At 85.2% G+C, this 487-nt stretch carries 1 pseudogene; it reads right to left on the bottom strand.

Annotation, left to right across the window (positions count from 1 at the left end):
* Positions 1-487, bottom strand: a pseudogene (locus GTR00_RS22450) (TPM domain-containing protein); the annotation flags it as partial.

Genomic DNA, 487 nt, shown 5'->3' with positions numbered 1-487 from the left:
CTGGCCGAGGAGGCGGCGCGCCGGGCGAGCCCCACGAGGACCCGCCGTCCCACGAGGCCGCGTCCTCGCGCGCCCGCCGCGCCGCCTCCTCGGCCAGCGCGTCCGCCCGCTGCGCGTGCTGCAGCGCCGCGGCCGGGTCCGGCCCCGCCAGCTCGCCCGCCGCGGCCAGGTGCCGCTGCGCCTCCGCCAGCCGGGTGCGGGCCGTGCCGCCCACCGCGCCGCGCCGCGTGGCCACCACGTCCTCGGCCGCCTCGACCTCCGCGCGCGCGGCCAGCAGCGCCTGCTCCAGCGCCGCCCGCGCCTGCTGGTCCTCGCGGGCGGAGGTCTCCACCGCGCCGCGCGCCGCGTCCAGCGCCCGCTCGGCCCCCACCACGCGGTGCAGCGCGCCCAGCGGGTCGGTGCGCGCCTGCGCCTGCGCGACGTCCGCCGTCGCCAGGGCCCCGGCCGCGGCGGCCGCCAGCTGCGCCGATCCCGGCGCCCCGGCGGG

Source organism: Kineococcus indalonis (assembly GCF_009906395.1).
Lineage (GTDB): Bacteria > Actinomycetota > Actinomycetes > Actinomycetales > Kineococcaceae > Kineococcus > Kineococcus indalonis.
Note: the sequence above shows the minus strand (reverse complement) of the source record. Positions and strands in the feature narration are given on the sequence as shown.